Raw genomic sequence first — 16,646 nt, forward strand, 5'->3', positions numbered from 1 at the left:
AGTTGGCATCACGCGCGGGGCGGCCGTTCCGCGCGCATTCGAGAGCGTGTCACGAAATGGCTTTATCCGATCCCATCCGAGTGGGTCTGCTGTGTTCGACGAGCGGCTCGACCGCTCTACTCGAGCAGTCGCAATGGCGCGGTGCGCGCCTCGCCGTCGAGGAGATCAATGCGCGCGGCGGCATCGGCGGGCGCGAACTCGTCGCGATTCACTACGATCCAGAGTCCGATCCGGCTGCGTTCCGCGAACTCGCCGAGCGGCTGATCGTGAAGGACGGCGTCAACACGATTTTTGGCGGCTACACATCGACGAGCCGCAAGGCGATGCTGCCCGTCGTCGAAAAGCACAACCGTCTGCTGATCTATGCGCAGATGTACGAGGGCTTCGAGTATTCGGACAACATCATCTACAGCGGCGCGTCGCCCAATCAGAACGGCGTGCAACTCGCGGACTTCATGACGGAAACGTTCGGCGCGCGCGTGTATTTCGTCGGTTCGAGCTATGTCTATCCGTACGAATGCAACCGCACGATGCAGGAGTTGCTGCTTCAGCATCCCGAAGGCGCGATCCTCGGCGAACGCTATCTCTCGCTCGACGCCACGCGCGAGCAGTTCGAGCAGGTCGTCGCGGACATCCGGCGCAAGTCGCCGGACTGGATCTTCAGCACGGTTATCGGTGCGACCGTGCCCTATCTTTACGATGCCTACGCGCACGCGGACTTCGATCCGTCGCGCATGCCCATCGGCAGCCTCAATACATCGGAGACGGAAATCCACGCGATGCAGCCTGGCATCGCGGCAGGGCACATCACGGCGGCGCCTTATTTTCAGAGCATCGACACGGCAGAGAATCACCGCGCGGTGGCGCATCATCAGTCGCGCTACGGCTCGGATACCCCGACGGACATGAACTGGGAGGCTGCGTACTATCAAATGCACATGTTCGCCGAAGCCTACGCGCGCTCGGGCTCCGACGAGATCGGCGCCATCATGCCGCATCTGCTCGGCTCGGAATATGCCGCGCCGCAGGGCCGGGTGCGCATCGATCCGGTCAATCATCACATGGCGCTCTATCCGCGTATCGGCCGCGCGAATGCCGACGGCCAGTTCACCGTCCTGCGCGAATCCAAGTTCGCCGTCGGCCCCGACCCGTACATGACGCGTCAGACGCTCGGGGACTGGGTCACGAAGCTGAGCACGCGAGAGTATTGACGTGAGCGCGCGAACAGACAGAGGCCAGCGAAGCCTGACGGGTTCGATTCTCGAGCGCAATGCACGCGTCGTGGTTTTTCATCCGGACGACGATGACGGGCTGACGCTCACGAACCATCTGAGGCGCATGGGCTTTCAGGTCGAGCGATGCTGGCCGCCCACGGACACCCTCCCTGAGAACACCGATCTGGTGTTTCGCGCGTTGCTGCCCGAAGAGCGCGCCCCGAAAGGCGAGTGGAGCGGGCCGGATGGGCCGCCCGTCATCTGCGTGGTGGCCTACGAGAATCCGACGTTCATCGATCAGGCCATCAAGATGGGATCGGACGGCATCGTCACGACGCCGATTCGCGCCTCCGGGCTGCTGTCCACCGTGGTGATGGCGCTCTATCACGCGAGGCGCGCGCGTCAGCATACGCAGCGCATCGCGAGGCTCGAGCAGAAACTGCTCGACAGCCGGCATCTGCGCGAAGCCAAGAACATCTTGATGACCATGCATCGCGTGAGCGAGCGCGAAGCGTACGACATGCTGCGCGCGCAGGCGATGGAAAAGCGCGTGACCATCGACGATATCTGCCACTCCGTCATTCAGGCAGGCGAAGTCCTGCAGATTGCGCGCGGGCTGGGAACGGAGGACGGGCGCGACCGGGAATGAGCGCGTCGTGCCGTCATTTTCATCGACACACAAAGGAGCGACGAACTTGGACCTGGAACTGAAGGGCTTGAAGGCGATCGTCACCGGCGGGACCAAAGGCATCGGTCTCGCGATTGCGCGGACGCTGGCCTCCGAGGGCGCTGACGTGGCCATTTGCGCACGCGATGAAGCCAGCGTCGCGGCGACTGCGAGCGCGCTGTCCGAACTGAGCGGCGCGCGGGCGTCGGGCGCGGCGGTCGATGTGTCGGATGGCGCCGCGCTGAAGGCGTGGGTCGAGCGCGTCGGTGCGGAGTGGGGCGGGCTGGATATCGTCGTGGCCAACGTGAGCGCGCTTGCCATCGGCAACGACATCGAATCCTGGCGCAAGGAGTTCGAAACCGATCTGCTCGGCACGGTCAATCTCGTCGATGCCGCCATGCCGTATCTGACCGCCAGCAAGGCTGCGTCGATCGTCGCGATTTCGAGTGTGTCGGCACGCGAGATCGACTTCGCCGCCGGACCGTATGGCGTCTTCAAGGCCGCGCTCGTGCATTACATGCAGGGGCTCGCGAATCAGCTGGCATCGAAGGGAATTCGCGCAAACACGGTTTCGCCCGGCAATGTGTATTTCGAAGGCGGCGTGTGGGACTGGATCGAGCACAACGATCCGGCGCTGTTCGAACGGGCGCTGGCGCTGAACCCGACCGGGCGCATGGCCAAGCCGCAGGAGATCGCGAATGCGGTGGCGTTCGTCGCGAGCCCGGCGGCGAGCTTCGTGAGCGGCGCGAACATCGTCGTCGATGGTGCGCTCACGCGCGGCGTACAACTCTGAGGCACGGATCAACTCAACGGGGGCATCGAATGGAAACACGCAGTGCGAGCGACATCGATCTCGTCAACCTCACGGTCGAGGGCGTGCAGGACGGATTCCGGAGCGGCAGGTTCACGGCCGAACAACTGGCGCGTGCCTGCTTCGACTGGATCGAGCGCCATAACGGCACCTACAACGCGCTGATCTTCCTGAATCCGGCGGCCATCGACGATGCGCGCAGGATCGACGAACGGCGCGCGGCCGGTGAAGCACTGGGGCCGCTCGCGGGCGTGCCGGTCGTCATCAAGGACCCGATGGACATGGTCGGCTTCCCGACCACCGCGGGATGGTCGAAGCTGTATAGCAAGACGGGCGGCATCGATCTGATGCCCGAGCGCGATGCGCCGGTCGTGGCGCGCATGCGCCGTGCGGGCGCGGTGCTGCTCGGCAAGACGAACGTTCCGATCCTGAGCCACACCGGATCGCATGCCAACGATAGCTGGGCGGGCCCCACGATCAATGTCGCGATGCGCGACCGCGTGCCGGGCGGCAGCAGCGCGGGCACGGCTGCGGCGGTGGCATCGGGCATGGCGGTGCTCGGACTCGCCGAAGAAACCGGCGGCTCGATCCAGAATCCCGCATCGGCGCAGGACCTCGTGGGCATCAAGCCGACCATCGGATTGGTGCCGAACGCGGGCGTGGTGCCGTTGTCCGGCAACCGCGATGTCGTCGGGCCGATCGCCCGCAACGTGCGAGATGCCGCGCTGTGTCTCGACGTGCTCGCCGGCTACACGAGCGAAGACCCGAAGACGCTCGCGAGCGTCGGCCGGCAGCCGGAAGGCGGCTATGCGGCCGCGCTGGACGGCAACGTGCTGCAAGGCAAACGCATCGGTCTGTATGGCCCCGGATGGCGTAAACAGCCGCTTTCCGACGAAGCGGCCACGTTGTATGAGCGCGTGAAAGGGGAACTCGTATCGCTTGGCGCGACGCTCATCGACGATCCGTTTCAAGGCTCGGGCTTTGCCGATCTGCGCAAGACGACTGCGCCGCTTGGCAATTTCGATGCGCGCGGTCTCGAATCCATTCCTTACGATGTCGAGAAGTACCTCGAACGGCTCGGCAAGGGCGCGGCGCTAAAGACTTTCGCGGAGTTCGCGAAGGCTACGCAGGACGAAGACGCGTTCGGGCCGGACGGCGTGTTGAACTACATGCATAACCTGGCGGATTTCAAGGCCGCGCTGGAGAATCCGTCGCTGCCGCCGGAGATGCCCGAATTCGTCGATCTGAAGGCGCGTTATCTGCGCATCTTCGAAAAAGTGTTCGACGAGCAAAAGCTCGATGCCCTTGTCTTTCCGCAGATGCGCTGCGAGCTTCCGCCCTTGCACGGGAAAGACACCATTCAGGAGACCACGGTGGGAGAGATCAACATCGCGGGTCTGCCGGGCATCGCGGTGCCGGCGGGTTACTACGCGTCGGGCTCGCCGTTCGGGCTCATCTTCGTAGGCCGCCAGTGGGATGAAGCGGCTTTGCTCGGCTTGGCCTATGCGTATGAACAAGGCGCGGGCAAGCGCAAGGCGCCGCTACTCGGTTGATGCGGGTTGCATGCGCGCCATGAAGCGCACCCGCAGCGTCACGACCCAGGCCATCGCGAAGATCAAGCCAGAATCTGCTTGATGAGATCCGCGGTGGTCCTGACTTCATACTTGCGCAAGAGGCTCGCGCGATGGATATCCACCGTGCGCGGGCTGATATCCAGTTCGCGGCCTATCTCCTTGCTCGTCATGCCATGCACGACTAGCGCCGCGACATCGCGCTCGCGCTCCGTGAGCAAGCGCGCAACGTCCGTGTGCTTTTCATTCTGCGAGAGGTCGGTGAAGGTCCAGAGCGCGAGTTCGTACGGGCGCTTCTGATTGAAGCCGAAGCCGCACACGGTCACCCAGAAATGACTCCCGTCGATCCGCCGCATGATGCGGTCATCGCTGAACACGGCGCGTTTCGCGATCAGCGGCGCGATGCGCCGGCCGGTGCTGGCGAAGTCTTTCTGTTCGGGATACAGCACCGCGAACGACTGATCCACGATGTCCTCGCGCGCGGCCCGGAACAGCGCCAGCGCACGGTCGTTGCAATCGACCATCACGCGTTCGCGCGCGACGATGACCGCCGTCGGCAACTTGAGAAACACCTCCCGATAGTCGAGAGCGGAAGAAGGAACGTTCATATGAATGCGCGCTTTCCGGTGACGGTTACCTAGGTATTCGATACGTATAGACCTATGTAATTGTAGCGCCTACATTTCTCTCAATCGTGACGAACTGGCGAAAACTTGGGGGAGAAATGACTCTGCATGACCGATGCATCGTGATGGACGGACTGATCGTTTCGAAATGGGACCAGTCGATTTTCGAGGATATGCAGCGCGGCGGGCTGACCGCCGCGAACTGCACGGTTTCCATCTGGGAAGACTTTCTCGGAACCGTGGATAACATCATCGAGATGAAGCGGCTGGTCGCGGCCAACCGCGAACTCGCGACGCTCGCGCGCAGTGTCGACGACATTCGCGCGGCGAAACAGGCGGGGAAAACCGCGATCATTCTCGGTTTTCAGAACAGCCACGCGTTCGAGGACCGCATCGAGTATGTCGGGCTTTTCAAGGAACTCGGCGTCGGCATTTCGCAGGTCGCCTATAACACGCAGAATCTTATCGGCACGGGATGCTACGAGCGCGACGGCGGGCTGTCGGGCTTCGGACGCGAGATCGTGGCGGAGATGAATCGTGTCGGCATGCTCGTCGATCTTTCGCACGTTGGGCCGAATACATCGCGCGAGGCGATTCTCGCTTCGACCAAACCGGTGTGCTATTCGCACTGTCTGCCGTCGGGGCTGAAGGAGCATCCGCGCAACAAATCCGACGAGGAACTGCGCTTCATCGTGGATCGCGGCGGGTTCGTCGGCGTGACCATGTTTTCGCCGTTCCTCAAGAACGGACCGAATTCGACGGTGGAAGACTATGTCGAGGCCATTCAATACGTGATCGATGTGGTGGGCGAAGACGCGGTGGGCATCGGCACGGATTTCACGCAAGGCTACGACAAGGGCTTTTACGACTGGATCAGTCACGACAAGGGCGCATACCGCAGGCTCACGGATTTCGGCACGGTGCTGAATCCGCTCGGCATTCGGACCATCGGCGAGTTTCCCAATCTGACGGCGGCCATGCAGAAGGCGGGCATGAAGGAAAGCGTCATCGAGAAGGTGCTGGGCGAGAACTGGCTTCGCGTGCTGCATGAAGTCTGGTCGGTTTGAAACGCGGCGCACGATATATACGGAGGCAACATGTACGACAAGATCCAGCCGCTCGCAAGCAATCTGACGCTCGGCGAGGCGGACACGCATTCGGATGCAAAGCTGTACCGCAAAGTAGCGTGGCGGCTGATTCCGCTGCTCTTCATCTGTTATGTGGTGGCGTATCTGGACCGCATCAACGTGGGTTTCGCCAAGCTGCAGATGCAGGACGCCCTTGGGTTCAGCGACACCGTGTACGGGCTCGGCGCGGGCATTTTCTTCATCGGCTACTTTTTATTCGAAGTGCCAAGCAACATGATTCTCGAACGCATCGGGGCGAAGCGGACCATCGCGCGCATCATGATCTGCTGGGGCGTGGTGGGATGCCTGATGGCACACGTCTCGACGCCGACCGGCTTCTACGTGTTGCGCTTCCTGCTCGGCGTATTCGAGGCCGGCTTCTTTCCGGGCGTCGTGTACTACCTCGGCTGCTGGTTTCCCGAGTCGCGGCGTGGTCACATGCTCGGCATCTTCATGACCGGCATTCCGATTGCGGGCCTTTTCGGCGGCCCCGTTTCCGGCTGGGCGATGTCGAGTCTCAGTGGCTTCGGTATGCAGGGCTGGCAATGGCTCTACATCATCGAGGCGGCGCCGGCGGTGCTGCTCGGTTTCGTCGCGATCGCGTATCTCGACGACAGTGCGGCCAAGGCGAAATGGCTCACGTCCGCTGAGCGCGACCGCCTGAGCGCCGCGCTCGCGGCGGAGTCGCAGCGAAACTCGGCCCGCGCGGATTCCGGCCTGCGCACGGCCATGACGAGCCCGCGTCTCTACGCCCTGGCGTTCGCGTACTTCGCGTTCATCTGCGGCACGTATGCCGTGAGCTTCTGGCTGCCCACGCTGCTCAAGTCGAGCGGCGTCACGAACCTCGCGAGCATCGGCTGGTATTCGGCGATTCCTTATGGCCTGAGCGCGGCGGGCATGGTCTGGCTGTGCCGCCGTTCCGACCGGACGATGGAGCGGCGCCTGCACACCTCGCTCGCGGCGATCGCCGGTGCCGTGGCGCTCGGGCTCTTGCCGTATATCCCCACGAACGTGGCGATGACGCTCGCGCTGTTGACCGTCGCCGCAACCGGAATTTTCGCGACGATGCCGCTCTTCTGGTCGATCGCGACGGACTATTTCGCCGGCACCCCTTCGGCGGCCGTAGCGATCGCGTTCATCAACAGTCTGGGGCTGATCGGCGGCTTCGCCAGCCCGTTCGCGATGGGCTGGCTCAAGACGGTGACGGGTTCGCTCACGTCCGGTCTGTACCTCGTCACGGCCGTCGTCCTGCTCGGCGCGATCACGCTGATTCTGTTCGCGCCGCGCTCGATGAAAAAAGCGTAGAGCGAACACGTTCACGCGCGTATAACCGAGAGACCATCCATCATCTGGCAGCGGGGTCGCTCTCGCCACTTGCCGTCAGCCAGTCGACGAAATCTCTCATGTGCACGGGCTTATCCGCATCGAGCGGGACCAACGCATGGTAAGTCGCTCCCCTGGAAGTCAGATCGGGAAACGGCTTCTGCAGACGGCCTGAAGCGCAATCGGCCTCTAGCGTGGGAAACGGCCCGATACCAAAGCCGAGGCCGTCTGCCACGGCTTGCAAGGTCACGAAGAAGTGATCGAATCTCAACGTGCGACTGGCCCGAAGCGTGGGATGACCCACGGCTTCGGTCCATCCTTCCCAATCCCCCGGACGCGATTCCGTGGTAAGCCACGTTTCGGCGCCGAGCTGTTCAACCGACGATATCCCCGTTCGCGCGATCAGCGCCGAGCTCGCGATGACCGTGTTGCGCTCCTCGAATAACGGCCACGCCTGAAATTGCCCCTCGACGGGGACTTCGCGACGAATCGCCAGATCGAAGCTGCCGCGCAGCGCGGAATCGGTCGTCAGCGTCGTCGAGACACGCACGTCGACATCCGGGTGGATCGCGGTGAACAACGGCAGGCGAGGGATCAGCCAGCGCATCGCGACGGTCGCCGCCGCGCTGATTCGAATCACCTTGCGATGCTGGCTCTTGCCGTAGCGCTCCGCCGCGTCCGCGATATGGTCGAAGGCCGCGCTGATTTCGCGGGCAAACGCGCGCGCATGCCCCGACGCGACCATGCTTTGCCCGGCACGAACGAATAGCGGTTGGCCCAGCCAGTCTTCAAGAATCGCGATATGACGGCTCACCGCGCCGTGCGTCAGGTTCAGCTCGCGTGCAGCGGCGGAATAACTGCCCGCACGCGCGGCGACTTCGAACACGCGCAGTGCGTTAAGGGGTGGAAGCTTCGATCGCATATGTGAGTTTATTTAACGGGCAGTGGGATATTTTGTCGATTGTGTGAGCGGATTGATCATCATACGCTGACGTCACTCCCCTCACTCGATCGAAAAGGTGTTCCCATGACCCGGCAAATCAACGTCAATTCCCGGACTTATCAATGGCCTTCCGCGCCGACGATCGTCGTGTGCGTCGACGGTTGCGAGCAGGAGTACATCAATCAGGCGATCCTCGCCGGCAAGGTTTCGTTTCTGGCCAGCCTGCAATCGACGGGCACGGTGCTGGCGGGCGACTGCGTCGTGCCGTCGTTCACCAACCCCAATAATCTGTCGATCGTCACGGGCGCGCCGCCATCGGTTCATGGCATTTGCGGCAACTTCTTTTTCGACAAGGAGACTCAGTCAGAAGTCCTGATGAACGACGCCAAGTACCTGCGCGCGCCGACCATTCTCGCCGAGATGGCGAGGGCGGGGGGACGCGTCGCCGTCGTGACCGCAAAGGACAAGCTGCGGGGCCTGCTCGGTCATCGGCTGGAGGGCATCTGCTTTTCCGCCGAGAAAGCAGATCAGGTGACGCGTCGGGAGCACGGCATCGACAACATCCTCGCGCGGGTCGGCATGCCTGTGCCGTCCGTGTACAGCGCGGAGTTGTCGGAGTTCGTGTTCGCCGCCGGCCTGTCGATTCTGCGCGAAGAGCGCCCGGACCTGATGTACCTGTCCACGACCGATTACGTGCAGCACAAGCACGCGCCCGGCACACCCGAGGCAAACGCCTTCTACGCGATGATGGACGGTTATCTGCAGCGTCTGCACGACGAGGGCGCCGTGCTGGCGCTCACCGCCGATCACGGCATGAACGCGAAGACCGATGCTATCGGCCGACCCAATGTCGTGTACCTGCAGGACGCCCTCGATGCGCGATACGGCGCGCAGAGCACGCGTGTGATCTTGCCGATCACCGATCCGTATGTCGTCCATCACGGCGCGCTCGGATCCTACGCCACCGTCTATCTGCACGAAGGCGACGACGAAGCGCGGCAACGCGATGTGATGGCCTTTATCGCGGCAATCAACGGCGTCGAGGCGGTGTTGACGCGTGCCGAGGCGAGCGAGCGATTCGAACTGCCGCCGGACCGGATCGGCGAGCTCGTGGTGCTCGGCGAACGGCTCACGGCGCTCGGCAGCGCCGCCACCAATCATGACCTGTCCGGGCTCACCGTGCCGCTGCGCTCTCACGGCGGGCTGTCCGAACAGAAGGTGCCCCTCATTTTCAACCGCAAGCTCAGCGGCATCGACGGCACTCGGCGCCTGCGCAACTTCGACGTGATCGATCTCGCACTCAACCACCTCGCCTGATATCGACCAACGGCCAGCGCGGCAAAGACCGCGTGCCATATGGAGACACCCATGCCCTCTGATACGCCTGACGTCTTGCGATACACGACCCACGACACGCCCACGACTTTCGCGCAGTACAAATGGCGTGCCCTGATTGGCGTGACCTTTTGCTATCTGTTCTATTACACCGGACGGCAGACGCTCGGTTTCGCCGTCGCCGGCATTCAGCATGATTACGGCCTGTCGAAGTACGAGCTCGGCTGGATCAGTGCGACCATGCTCTGGTGCTACGCGGGCGGGCAGTTCATCAATGGCAACCTGGGCGACAAACTGGGCGGCAAGACGATGATGATCGCCGGGGCCATTCTTTCATTGGCGGCAAACTGGCTATTCAGTTTTGGCCATACGTTCCTGTTCTTTCTGCTGGCGTGGGGACTCAACGGCTATTTCCAGTCGATGGGATTCGCGCCAGGTAGCCGCCTGCTATCCAACTGGTGGGACCATAAGCATCGCGGCTTTGTCTATGGCGTTTATGTGGGCTTTTCCGGTTTCTCTTCCGTGCTTGCCTATATTTTCCCGGTCATCATTCTTGGCACGATGCAGCTCGGCTGGGTCTGGATCTTCCGGCTTGCACCGTTGTCGATGCTGCTCGGCGCGCTGGTCCTGTTGCTCTTCGTTTCGGAGCGACCCCAGGCTCGCGATCTGCCGGCAGCGGATCAATCGAATGAAGGCGCGTCGTCCGATGAATCAGAGGGCGAGCTGACGAGCGCGCAGCGTTATGCACTGGTGATGAAGAACTGGAGGCTTTACGTCACGGGTCTCGCGATCGGCTTTCAAAACGCAGCACGGTATGCGCTGGTGGTCTGGGTGCCGGTGCACTTTCTCGGCATCGACTGGAAGACCTCATCGACAGTGATCGACCCCAAGTGGATCACGGTTGCGTTACCGGTGGGCATGGCGCTCGGCTCGCTGTCGAATAGCTGGATCTCCGACGTGCTGTTCCAGGGCCGCCGTTATATGGCGATCGTCTCGTACATGGTGCTGGCGTGCGCGACAGCCATCTTCATGATGTTTGTACCGCACGGCGGCACGCTCGCGATCGCGCTTCTGTTCCTGTGCGGCTTCTTCGTCTTTGGGCCCGCGTCTTCGTTCTGGGCTCTGTGTCCTGACCTTTTCGGACGCCGCGCCGCGGGCACGGCGACAGGCGTGCTCAACACCATGTCGTACATGTTTGCGGGCGTCGGCGAACCGGTTATCGGCCACATCATCGATACGACCGGCCATACTTCAATCATCTTTCCGATTGTCGCGGGGCTTTGCGCTGCGAGTGCGGTTCTTTCGATGTTGATAAGACGCTGATCGAGCTGGGGTTTTGGGTCGCAAGTGTGAGTCGAATGGTTCGGTGCTAGTTTTGCGCGGCGAATGCGGACATTTTCAACTTGGCCCAAAGCGAACACTACAACTTAGCTGCCACAGCCAAGTTTCGCCGAATCAAAAGTTATGTCGAATACCCGCTCGGACAGCGACCTGATTGGCCGAGGAGGAGGGCGTCAGGAATGCCAGCGCGGCGACCGCGGCATTGCCAGTCGAGTCGATGCCCGTCGCGCGCTCCCACGAAGTCGTCGCGTAGAGCAGCGTTCGCTTGGACAGGCTGTACCAGGTTCCCGCATTGAGCTGCAGGTACTTTGCGGTCTCGGCCTTCGTGTAGTCGTATGAGGTCCCCAACATAAAAGCCGGCGTCAGGTTGTAGGTGGCGAGAACCTCGAAATTGTTGAACGTCGCGGTTCCGGAAAATGGCGTCGACGAAGTGCGAACCACGTTCTCAAATCGAGTGTTCGTATAAGTAAAGCCGATGAGCGCTTGTCCCACCCGATAGTTGATACCGGCTCCCGCGACCTGCAAGGTTTGTGCGGACGTGTAGCCGCTGAACGTCGGATTGGAAATCGGGTTAGCAAAGGCGCCTCCCGCGACCGGAGCGGCCGTTGCATCGTAGATGGACGTGGCAGGATTGTTGATGCGCGAGAAGACGGCTGCCGCGCTCAACGCGTCGCCCGCATAGCTGATGCTGACCGATTCTTTTTTCCCGTTCGAGAAATCCCCGGGGACGCCTCCAAAGCTGAACAGCGCCGAAACCTTCAGGCCACCGTAGATCGGTGAGACATATTTGATTGAGTTGCTCAACGAATAGTTGCCCCAGACGTTGTCGACATCTGCCGCGTGTGCCGCGAGGATCCCGCCGAACCGGCTTGACGCGGAAAGACCGATGAGTGAATCCAGAACGAGGTCATACTGACGGCCCATTGTCACCGTGCCGAACGGAGATCCCACGCCGACGTAAGCTTGTCGCCCGAACAGGCGGCCCCCGTTGTTCAGCTTTCCGCTGTTGATGTCGAACCCGTTCTCCAGACGCGCGAGCGCGCTGTAGCCGCCGCCGAGATCCTCCTTGATCTGGAAGCCCCATTTGCTGCTTCCAAGTGCGCCGTTTGAAGCCTGGACATTGCTGTGTCCGCCTTGATTGTTGGTGTAGGTAATACCGTCGTCCGCTGTTCCGTATAACGTCACCGAGTTCTGCGCATGGCTACCCATTGCAGCCGATATCGATACTGCTGCAAGACATATCTTTTTCATTGAATCTCCTCAACCTGTGATGTGAATTCTTCTTCGAAACCGCGTCTAGCGATTGGTTTGCACTACGAATTGTCGTACTGCATAGATAATGCGAAAATAGAAACAAAAGAAGAATCGGCGTTAAACGCTGTCCAGCTTAGAAGCATCCAGTTCCGCCGCTGCCCCTCGTTCGGCCTCGTGCGCCAACATAAACGTAGGCACACAAATACCTGCGAAAAGGTTCATCACCCGCTCGTCGAGATGATCGTACGCATGTCGCCTATCCAATAGATTGAGCGAGCCGATCACGTTGCCCTCGCAACAAACGGGGAGATTGAGTACGGAATGCAGGCCGCGGTCGATGAGCATTTCAGATTCGGAAAACACCGACCGAATATCGGCCTCGTCGCTTCCAACGTAGGGCAGCCCTTGCTCAAGCACCCGCGTTGACCAGGGTCCCTTTCCCGTTGCCTTGAAGCCGCCCAGCGGACTCACGGTTTCGTCACTTGAGAAGATACGGCGCATCAGCCGCTGCTCCTTCCAATAGACAAGTCCCGTCAACAGGCTGTAACCCAGGACGGATTCCGCTACACGTGAGATCTCTGACCACCGCGCCTCGGCGTCCTTGGCGCGCCCCAACGCATGCGCGGCTTGCGCGAGCCGCTCCAGTGTTTGCTCTAGTGTCATTCGTTGATGCCCTCCAAGGTAATGCCTTGAGTGTTCTTGCCAAAGAAGAGAATGCCGAGCCCCCCGATGAAGAGCACCGTGGTGATGAGCACAAACACCCCACCGAAGCCGAGCACCGGGTAGGCCGCCCCGACGATCGTCGGCGATGCGATCGAGCCGATGCGAGCCAGCGCCGACGCGGTGCCCATACCCGTGGCGCGGATAGACGTGGGATAGATCTCGGCGGTATAGGTGTACTGGCCGGCGACCACACCGTTCATGCCGAAGGACAGCAGCATGCTGTAGAGGACGATATGCGCATCGCCACTTGCAAAAGCCAGTCCGAGTGCGGCCAGACACGACGCCAGCATGTAGACCAGGATGGTGTACATTCGGCCAATCTTGTCGTTAAGATAGGCGGCTGAGTAATAGCCCGGGATCTGCGCCAGATAGATCAGGATGGTGAACGAAAAGCTCTTGGTAATGGCGAAGCCCTTGGTCACCAGCAGGCTCGGAATCCAGACCAGGAAGGCGTAATAGCAGAAAATGACGGTAATCCAGAAAACCCAGACTACGATGGTCGTAGTGAGGTAATGCGGCTTGAACAGCAGAGCCAGTCGGCCAAAAAAACTTCCGCGTTCGTCGGGGTTCGCTGGCGTCGCACGATTGGGTGCTCTCTCCGGCACCGGCAACGGCTGGCCAGTCGCCTTTTCGACCTGCACCTCGATCGCATCGCAGATACGCGCCGCTTCGTCGAAGCGGCCCATCTCTTCTAGCCAGCGCGGCGATTCCATCAATGCGCGCCGCATCCACAACAGGAACACCACGGGCAAGGCCGCAATAGCCATCAAATAACGCCAGCCATCGTCGCTCGTCGGCACGATCAGATAGCCCAGTAACGCGGATAAGACGAACCCGAACGAGAAGAATCCCGCCAATGCTCCTGTGAAGCGGCCGCGATAACGGCTGCTGACAAATTCGGCCAGATACGGTGCGACAATGGCCCCCTCGGCACCCATCCCCACACCCGCAATCATGCGCAGCATGTAGAACTCGTGGAAATTGGTCGCGAAGGCGTTGGCGAACGTGGCAACACAAAAGAGCACCAGCGCCCACATCATGACGACCTTGCGGCCGTACCGGTCGCCCATCAGACCTGACAGAAGTGCGCCGACCAGAAAACCAACATAGGTACTGCTCGCGATCCATCCCGCCTGGCCGCCGGTCAAGTGCCATTGTGCGCGCAAGGAGGGCAAGATAAAGGCGATGATTCCCGCGTCCAGCGCCTCAAAGGCGAGCCCCAGGCCGCCAATGAATAGAAGTTTGAAATGAAAGCGGCTGAACGGCAGCCGCTCCAGACGTTCCGATACGGTATGCATGAGCTGATCCGAAGGAGGACGGAGAAGAGACCAATCAGAGGCAGTTCTTGTGGATAACGCCGTCCTGCATGATCAGCTTGATAGCCGTGTCATGCTGGGTCAGCAGCGCAATGTCGTCGAGCGGGTTGCCGTCGATCAGCAGCAGATCGGCATAGCCTTGTTCGACGATCTCGCCGAGCAGGCCCTGGTGATTAAGGATCTCGGCACCGATCAGCGTCGCCTGCTGAATCGTCTTGGGACTGCCCAGAACCTTGGCCCGCAATAGCAGTTCATCGGACTGCAGGTAGTGCGTTTCGCCCAATAGGTCCGAGCCATAACCCATCTTTACGCCTGCGTTATCCAGCACCTTCAGCGCCTCGAGGCCGTTGGTCCGTACCTTGGCGATCTTGCGCACCGATTCAGGCGGAAGGCCGTACTTCGGGCCGTCGTTGGCCAGACCCTCGTAGGTGATGAGCGTCGGCACCATATAGGCGCCTTTCTCCTTCATCAGTCGCGCCGTGGGCTCGTCCACCAGGTTGCCGTGCTCGATCGTGCGCGCGCCGCATTGGATGGCGCGTGTTATCGCCCTCGGCGTATACGCGTGGGCCATGACGTATGTGTTGGCGTTGCTGGCTTCCTCCACGATGGCACGCAACTCCGCCTCGGAAAACCCCATGTTGTCGATGGGATCATTCGGCGAAGCCACGCCGCCGGAGGCCATGACCTTGATCTGCGCTGCGCCTTTCAGGATCTCCTCACGCACGGCAAGGCGGCAGGCATCGACGCCATCCACGATACGGCCAATGTTGCCGATCTTGTAGGCGCAAGCGCAGGGGTCTTCCAATATGTCATTGCGGGCACGAAAGTCACCGTGACCACCCGTCTGGGACAACGCTTTGCCAGCACAGAACATCCGCGGACCCACTATCTGACGGGTCCTCACCGCTTCGGCCAGCGCCCAGTCGGCACCGCCGGCGTCGCGTACCGAGGTAAAGCCGCGGTCGAGCATGCCCTTCATGATCGGCAGCGCGCGGAGCAGCGCCAGTGCGTTGGGCAGACGCGCAACCGTGCCCAAGTTGAACGAAGAGGCCATCACATGCACGTGACAATCGATCAGACCGGGCATCAGAGTCATGCCTTTGGCGTCTATTTCGAGCGCCCCTTCGCAAGAGAGGTCACCGCCACCGATTTTCTGGATCGTGCCGTCCGAGATCAGTATGCTATGAGTAAACTGCAGCTTGAGATTTCGAGTGTCGAGAATTGCTGCATTGCGGATAATGGTTGGTCGCATAATCGAGCGTGCCGCAGGGCGCGGCTGTAGTTGTCTCCATGCCCTGACTGTAACCACGACGAAAACCGCAGTCTGTCAATTTTTCAATGTAGCTCCTGCCAAATATTTCTACCCCCATGAGCTGTACTCATACGTATGCGCAGACGCTGTCCAACTATTTCGGAACTGAACGCGTTCATCGTTTCCGCGCGGCACATGTCATTCTCGAAGGCCGCGAAAGAATTGTTCGTGACGCAAAGCGCTATCAGCAGGCATATCGCCGAGCTTGAGAACTACCTTGGCCATCCGGTATTCATCCGGTCCCGAAACGGTCTGGCGCTGACGCATATCGGAGAGGTTTACCTCAAACAGGTGCGGTCCGCCCTTCAGACGCTGGAGAGCGCGACAACGCAGGTCATGTCCACCGCCAGGCACACTCATTTGTTGAATCTTTCAGTGGCGCCGACCTTCGCGGCGAACTGGCTGCTTTGCAGACTGGAATCGTTCAGGTCGCTCAACCCCGATATATCGATCAACTTCGTGCGCTATTACACGATCGACAGCATGGATGCTGGACCCGATCACGACGCGTCGATCCAATACGGCTATGGCGACTGGGCAATTGCAGAGGCTACTTACCTGATCGGCAAAGAAACGAGCGTCGTTTGCTCGCCTGGCTATGTGCGCCGCCATAACATCAAGAACTTTTATGATCTGAAAGACCGCACGCTGTTGCAGCACAACGAGATTCCGTCGGCTTGGGAAGACTGGTTCATCGCTTATGCCGGCGAGCACAAAAGCGCGCGCATCGGCCCCAGCTTCAATCTTTTCAGCTTGATTATCCAGGCTGCGGTGTCCGGGTTAGGCGTTGCGCTGGTTCCCAGTTGCCTGGTGAGCGACGCGTTGACGAGCGGACAACTGATTGAGCCTTTCGAGCAGCGCTTCGAGAGCCCGCTCGGCTACTACCTTTGCGCGCCTAACCGGCGTAGCAATATGGAAAGCTATCAGCGATTCGGCGAGTGGCTGCACCATGAGTGCCATCACGTGGATCGTAGTCAAGGCTCATTCACCGAACAGGCGCGGTTAGAGACGCAGCAATGTCGTTATTGCCAGCAGCATGAGGAGAAAAGCACGGGGACGCCAGGTGCTGTCAGTTGATTTCGT

Annotated in this window: 15 protein-coding genes; 9 read left to right on the top strand and 6 right to left on the bottom strand. The window is 60.8% G+C overall.

Annotated features, from left to right (window positions below):
- Window positions 1-56 precede the first annotated feature (56 nt).
- From LY284_RS31880 to LY284_RS31895, 4 genes are read left to right on the top strand one after another with little or no spacing between them, the layout of a single operon-like run.
- Window positions 57-1,211, top strand: coding sequence for a transporter substrate-binding domain-containing protein (locus LY284_RS31880; protein ID WP_053571330.1), 1,155 nt, complete (start codon window positions 57-59; stop codon window positions 1,209-1,211).
- Between the two features lies 1 nt (window position 1,212).
- On the top strand, window positions 1,213-1,863 hold the full coding sequence (locus LY284_RS31885; protein ID WP_014252309.1) for an ANTAR domain-containing response regulator: 651 nt from the start codon (window positions 1,213-1,215) through the stop codon (window positions 1,861-1,863).
- 46 nt (window positions 1,864-1,909) lie between these two features.
- Window positions 1,910-2,674, top strand: a complete 765-nt coding sequence (locus LY284_RS31890) for an SDR family NAD(P)-dependent oxidoreductase (protein ID WP_233390308.1) — start codon at window positions 1,910-1,912, stop codon at window positions 2,672-2,674.
- Between the two features lie 29 nt (window positions 2,675-2,703).
- Window positions 2,704-4,245, top strand: a complete 1,542-nt coding sequence (locus LY284_RS31895; RefSeq protein ID WP_233390309.1) for an amidase — start codon at window positions 2,704-2,706, stop codon at window positions 4,243-4,245.
- 62 nt (window positions 4,246-4,307) lie between these two features.
- On the opposite strand, the gene LY284_RS31900 is transcribed toward LY284_RS31895, so the two are convergent.
- On the bottom strand, window positions 4,308-4,871 hold the full coding sequence (locus tag LY284_RS31900; protein WP_045460597.1) for a PAS and helix-turn-helix domain-containing protein: 564 nt from the start codon (window positions 4,869-4,871) through the stop codon (window positions 4,308-4,310).
- Between the two features lie 116 nt (window positions 4,872-4,987).
- Here LY284_RS31900 and LY284_RS31905 point away from each other — a divergent pair, with 116 nt between their 5' ends.
- Both LY284_RS31905 and LY284_RS31910 read left to right on the top strand, forming a co-directional pair.
- The gene (locus LY284_RS31905; protein WP_233390312.1) at window positions 4,988-5,956 is read left to right on the top strand and encodes a dipeptidase; all 969 of its coding nucleotides are present in this window, start codon (window positions 4,988-4,990) and stop codon (window positions 5,954-5,956) included.
- 30 nt (window positions 5,957-5,986) lie between these two features.
- The gene (locus LY284_RS31910; RefSeq protein WP_233390314.1) at window positions 5,987-7,321 is read left to right on the top strand and encodes an MFS transporter; all 1,335 of its coding nucleotides are present in this window, start codon (window positions 5,987-5,989) and stop codon (window positions 7,319-7,321) included.
- Between the two features lie 40 nt (window positions 7,322-7,361).
- Here LY284_RS31910 and LY284_RS31915 read toward each other — a convergent pair whose 3' ends face one another.
- Window positions 7,362-8,261: a LysR substrate-binding domain-containing protein gene (locus LY284_RS31915; RefSeq protein WP_233390316.1), complete on the bottom strand. Its 900-nt coding sequence runs from the start codon at window positions 8,259-8,261 to the stop codon at window positions 7,362-7,364.
- A gap of 105 nt (window positions 8,262-8,366) precedes the next feature.
- Here LY284_RS31915 and phnA point away from each other — a divergent pair, with 105 nt between their 5' ends.
- Entirely contained in the window at window positions 8,367-9,599 is a 1,233-nt protein-coding gene (gene phnA, locus LY284_RS31920) for a phosphonoacetate hydrolase (protein ID WP_233390318.1), read from the top strand.
- 51 nt (window positions 9,600-9,650) lie between these two features.
- Window positions 9,651-10,940, top strand: coding sequence for an MFS transporter (locus LY284_RS31925; protein WP_233390319.1), 1,290 nt, complete (start codon window positions 9,651-9,653; stop codon window positions 10,938-10,940).
- A gap of 132 nt (window positions 10,941-11,072) precedes the next feature.
- Here the strand turns inward: LY284_RS31925 and LY284_RS31930 are convergent, their stop codons facing one another.
- The 4 genes from LY284_RS31930 to LY284_RS31945 all read right to left on the bottom strand — a co-directional run bounded on the left by LY284_RS31930 (window position 11,073) and on the right by LY284_RS31945 (window position 15,503).
- Complete coding sequence (locus LY284_RS31930; RefSeq protein ID WP_233390320.1) at window positions 11,073-12,209, bottom strand: porin; 1,137 nt, start codon at window positions 12,207-12,209, stop codon at window positions 11,073-11,075.
- A gap of 120 nt (window positions 12,210-12,329) precedes the next feature.
- The gene (locus tag LY284_RS31935; RefSeq protein ID WP_233390322.1) at window positions 12,330-12,875 is read right to left on the bottom strand and encodes a GAF domain-containing protein; all 546 of its coding nucleotides are present in this window, start codon (window positions 12,873-12,875) and stop codon (window positions 12,330-12,332) included.
- Entirely contained in the window at window positions 12,872-14,233 is a 1,362-nt protein-coding gene (locus LY284_RS31940; RefSeq protein WP_233390323.1) for an MFS transporter, read from the bottom strand. Before LY284_RS31940 ends, LY284_RS31935 begins: the two co-directional genes overlap by 4 nt.
- A gap of 34 nt (window positions 14,234-14,267) precedes the next feature.
- The gene (locus LY284_RS31945; RefSeq protein ID WP_233390326.1) at window positions 14,268-15,503 is read right to left on the bottom strand and encodes an amidohydrolase family protein; all 1,236 of its coding nucleotides are present in this window, start codon (window positions 15,501-15,503) and stop codon (window positions 14,268-14,270) included.
- Window positions 15,504-15,638: 135 nt separating this feature from the next.
- On the opposite strand from LY284_RS31945, the gene LY284_RS31950 reads away from it, so the two are divergent.
- The gene (locus tag LY284_RS31950) at window positions 15,639-16,640 is read left to right on the top strand and encodes a LysR substrate-binding domain-containing protein (protein ID WP_255724893.1); all 1,002 of its coding nucleotides are present in this window, start codon (window positions 15,639-15,641) and stop codon (window positions 16,638-16,640) included.
- The last annotated feature ends 6 nt before the right edge of the window (window positions 16,641-16,646 follow it).

The sequence above is a fragment of the Caballeronia sp. PC1 genome (assembly GCF_021353155.1).
Lineage (GTDB): Bacteria > Pseudomonadota > Gammaproteobacteria > Burkholderiales > Burkholderiaceae > Caballeronia > Caballeronia cordobensis.